This window comes from Wandonia sp., from assembly GCF_984588085.1.
The window spans coordinates 1-4,462 of record NZ_CFIGVI010000078.1 but is presented as its reverse complement, the minus strand read 5'-3'; the positions used below and the strand labels follow the sequence as shown (position 1 = coordinate 4,462).

At 42.8% G+C, this 4,462-nt stretch carries 2 protein-coding genes and 1 tRNA gene; 1 reads left to right on the top strand and 2 read right to left on the bottom strand.

All coding sequences use genetic code 11. The features are described from left to right. Positions 1 to 17 precede the first annotated feature (17 nt). Positions 18 to 2,918, bottom strand: coding sequence for an ATP-binding protein (locus AC4PL9_RS14970; RefSeq protein WP_491605557.1), 2,901 nt, complete (start codon positions 2,916 to 2,918; stop codon positions 18 to 20). Next, a complete protein-coding gene (locus AC4PL9_RS14965; protein ID WP_491605556.1) occupies positions 2,915 to 4,174 on the bottom strand; it encodes a metallophosphoesterase family protein in 1,260 nt (419 codons plus the stop codon). Before AC4PL9_RS14965 ends, AC4PL9_RS14970 begins: the two co-directional genes overlap by 4 nt. Positions 4,175 to 4,342: 168 nt before the next feature. Between AC4PL9_RS14965 and AC4PL9_RS14960 the strand changes: the two genes are divergently transcribed. Next, a tRNA-Ile gene (locus AC4PL9_RS14960) sits at positions 4,343 to 4,416 on the top strand. The last annotated feature ends 46 nt before the right edge of the window (positions 4,417 to 4,462 follow it).

Sequence of the window (4,462 nt, the reverse complement as noted above, 5' to 3'; positions counted from 1 at the left end):
AGAGAAAGCTTTTTCTATTACCAGGTAATAATAGTTGCGTTGTTTTCAGCAAAAAGATCCCGGGTATGTTCATGGCAGGTGAACAGGATTACCTGTCTTCCAATGCCGAATCGGTTCAACGCTTTGGCAAGGTTGGCAGAACGGTGCACATCAAAATTGACCATGACATCATCCAGAACAACAGGAAGAGGTTCGGAGCTTTTTTCATACTCTTCGATAAGTCCCATCCGAAGGGCAAGAAGCAACTGTTCCCTGGTGCCACGGCTTAGTTGCTCTACTGTTTTGGTTTTTCCCGAAGTATCGATTAGACTCACGTGTTTTTCACTCAGGGAAATACGGAGATCTTCGTAGGCATTAGCGGTTATTTCCCGAAAATAGTCCCGCGTATAGGTGATTACTTCCGGTTGTTTTTCAGTTTCATACTTCTGTTTACTATCAGAAAGCACACGTAATGCTATTTTGGTTGCCAACCATTCTTTTGCAGCATCATCCAAACGTGTTTGCAGTGCTTCACGCTCGTTGAGCAGGGCATACATTTCGTCCGGTTCAAGAATGTGACGAATTTCCGTTTTACATTCGGCTAGTTCCCGATTCTTTTCTTCGTAAGTCTTTTCAGTGGTTTCAGCCAGCTCTTTTGCTTCTATGGTTGCAATTTGTAAATCAGAAGGGTTGGTTTGGGTTAATGCTTCGAGGGTTTGTTCGAAATTATCCTGTCCGCAAATAGATTGGATCGCTTTGCTGGTTGTCTGTAGTTGCTCTTCTGCTTTTTGATAGATTTCCTGTTTTTCAAAACGGGCATAAAATTCTTGTTCCGAAGAAACTCCTGTCAACTGAAACAGCTGATCTATTTTTTCTTGTAACTGAAATGTTTCTTCCTGTTTTTGGTGTATGCTTTTTTCTGTCTTTTGCAGGTTATCCTGCAATTGATCATGGCGTAACCGGATAGAGGCATTCTCCTCAAGTTGTTGAATCAGAATAAGCGCTGTGTTATAATTTGGAAGCTCATTTTCCGGCAAAACGATACGGAGCTTCTCTTCAAAATCCTCCTTTGTTTTTGTGAGGCGGAGTAGGGTGTCTTCAGCTTCTTTTATCCGTTGGTACAGTTTTTTTAATTCATCTGCTCCGCTAAGGAAACTCTCCATGGAAAGGGGATTCAGTGTTAAAGGAAGCTGTTTTTCACGCAGTAATTGTTCCCACTCCTTTTGCAGATTCTCACTTTCGGAAAGGATACTTTCTTTCTTATTCTCTTCACTTTTTTGTTGACGGGAAAGTTCTTCGATTTGGCGCCGCAATTCTTTTCTTTTCGCAGAAAGTGTCCGGTAATTCTGTAATTTATTTTCCAGCTCTTTTAATCGACGGTTAATCTGATTTCCGTCCTGAACAGGTGCTACAGTTTTGCTTTTAGCTGTGTTGCGGAAAATGAAAAAGAAAAGTAAACCGGCAATTAGCAACAGTGTTCCTCCTAAAAGGGTGTTGTACAGCAACAGGAATCCTGCAGCAACGAGGACACATCCTGCAGCAATGATTCCGGGTAAAAAACTCTCTTTTCCGGGTGCAGGTGCCGTGGAACCGGAGAGTGCTTTTTGAAAGAGCGTGTCTGTTTCTATGCATTCGCGCTCTACTTCTTCTGCTTCAGCAGGACTGTTGATACCTGTTTGCCGGATTTCTGTATCTACTTCTTCCTGCTGACGTGTTAAGTCTGCACGAGTTGACTGATACTGAAGAAGCTGTTCCTCAGTTCGGTCCAGTTTTTGTGCGAGTGTATGCTGTTGGTCGTATATTTCGACTGAGGTATTGCGTAACTCAAGCGTTCCCTGTATTCCGATAAGTATATCAGGTTGTACAGATTCTCCCAGTTGTGACAAAACAGAATCAATTTGCCGCTTTGTTGCGACAATCTTCGCTTTTTCCTGCTCAATTTCGATAGCTGCTTGTCTGTAGAGTTCTAGGGTTGATTTAAAATAATCAAGTATATAAGCGTTCTTATCGAGATTCTCATTTGTTTTTAGCGCAGCCAGTTCGCTTTTCAGGTCTTCGGCTTCTGCGGTAAATTGTGTAATTAACTTCTGTGCAGCGTTGAATTCTGCCTTATATGCGAGATAATCTTCCCGGATTTGTTGCGGATGCAGGGTAAAGGAATCACGCCCGGAAATTATCTTTTTTGCTGAAACGTATTCAACAAAATGAGGGTATGCACGCTCAAGTGCTGTAAGACGATTTGCGTTTAGAATAGTTGTTTTGCGCTGTTCGGCAAGTTCGGCACATTCGGATTCCAGTTGTTTGAGTAACTCTGTAAGCCGGTTGTAATCATCCATTTTTCGCCGTAAATCAGCGATTTTTCCTTCTCTTTCCTCGATTTGATTGGTCAGTTCGAGCAGAATCTGTTTTTTCCCTCCGGACAGGTAATACTCTTTACTGTGTGTAACCAGATCTTTTTCAAATCCTCCGAAATCGACACCGGACAACCCCATTCCCAGAGAAAAAATACGATCTTCCATTCCGCTGTCACTCAGCTTTCCTATGGAAATTAGCTCATCCAGAGTTATTGCATAGACATTCTGATATAAATCAGAAGACGCATTTCCCATTAGTTGCTGGTACTCGTGTTCTTTGCTGGTTGTTTTCCCTTTGTAGTCAAAATGAAACTGATGGTTTTTCCCCTCACGGTAAACTGTGACTGCTTCATTAGCGGAATTAATCAGTGAAATACTTCCTCCGTGTTTCCCTCCGTAAACAGGAGACCGCCTTTCATCCTTAAGCCGGGGATAACCAAATAGAGTAAAACGGATAAAATCGAGAAGGGTAGATTTTCCGGCTTCATTTTCTCCATACAGTACCGTAACACCTTCCGAAAAACCACTGATTTTTTTATCATGGAAGGTTCCGAATCCATCAATATGTAAATGGTCTATTTTCATTGTTCATCCGGATTGGTGAGCAGGCCGGAAATACATTTCCATTTTGCCCGGTTCAGGAGTTCAAGGATTTCTTCGGAATCGCTGATTTCAGGAACATATCGGCCTACTTTTGCTGTTTTCAACTCTTCCATGATTTCTTCAACCATCCGGTTTCTTTTCTCCGGATCATTTTCATACAGTTCAAACTGTCGGATCAGATCGCCAATAAAATCGGAAGCCAGTTTACGTTCTTCCAGATCGATGACAGGAAGTGTGCGATTGATGATCCGATCCAGATGTACAAAAGTTCCGCTGTAAGAATTCTCTTCGTTAAACGCGCGAATCAATTCATCCAGTTCGTTCTGCTGCGACAGGAGTTCATGCAGTTCAGACATTCCCGTTAATTCCAGTCGAAGTAAACAGGATGACCCTGACGACAGTTGCTCCATACGTATCTTTTCCAGAAGATTGAACAAACCGGAAGTATCATTAACCCCTTGAATATCCTGAGAGAGATAAGTGAAAACAACCGCACTCAACGGGACAAACTGTTTGCTTGAAACCCTTCCGTTGTCGACCGAGATGAGGTAACACCCTTTATCTCCGGTTTCGTTAAAGTGACGTCCCTGAAGGTTTCCAGGGTAGACGACAACCGGAGCCGATTCGTTCACAACTTCCCGTTTATGGATATGCCCCAACGCCCAATACTCCATTTTTGATGCCCGTAGCTCGTCCATTGTAAAGGGGCAATAGGGATTCTTATGTTCTCTTCCTGCCAGCGTACCATGTAATAGTCCAATGGCAAATTGAGCGGAGTCGGTGCGTTGAAACTGCTGAACCAGTCGTCTGTCTTCGACCTTTTGTCCGAAACTTACGCCATAGATAGCTGCAGTTTCCCCCTTTTTATTGGTGAACTCTTTCTTTTCGACCATATCCGGACCAAAGCGGTGAACATTGTCAGGAAGCGTAAAGTTTTTCGCCCACTGGTTAAGCGGGTCGTGATTTCCACAAACCACATAGACCTGTATGTCGTTGGATTTTAGCTGCTCAAGTCCTCTGAAAAAACGATACTGAGCACTCAAACTCCCTGAATCACTATCAAAACTATCTCCGGCAATCAGAAGGAAATCAACCTGCTCGTCAATACAGGTTTGAATCAACTTTTCATACGCGCGAATTCCACACCGCACCAAAGCTTGTCCCAATTCCCTGTTTTCTGAATGGATACCCTTATACGGACTTTCGATATGGAGATCAGCTGCGTGGATAAATTTCATGCCGGAATCAACAATTTGAATGTGCTAATATAACAAGAAATTACCTTGAAGCCTATACACAACGGATTCTGTCAGAATGCCTTTTTTTACAGTTCTTCTACAGATATTTGGAAATATTCTTTTCATCACTTACATTTGCACACTCCAAAAAAGTCCGTTTTGGATACAGGTCCTATAGCTCAGCTGGTTAGAGCACTTGACTCATAATCAAGGGGTCCCTGGTTCGAGCCCAGGTGGGACCACAAAAAGAAGCTCAATCGAAAGGTTGGGCTTTTTTTATGCCTACAG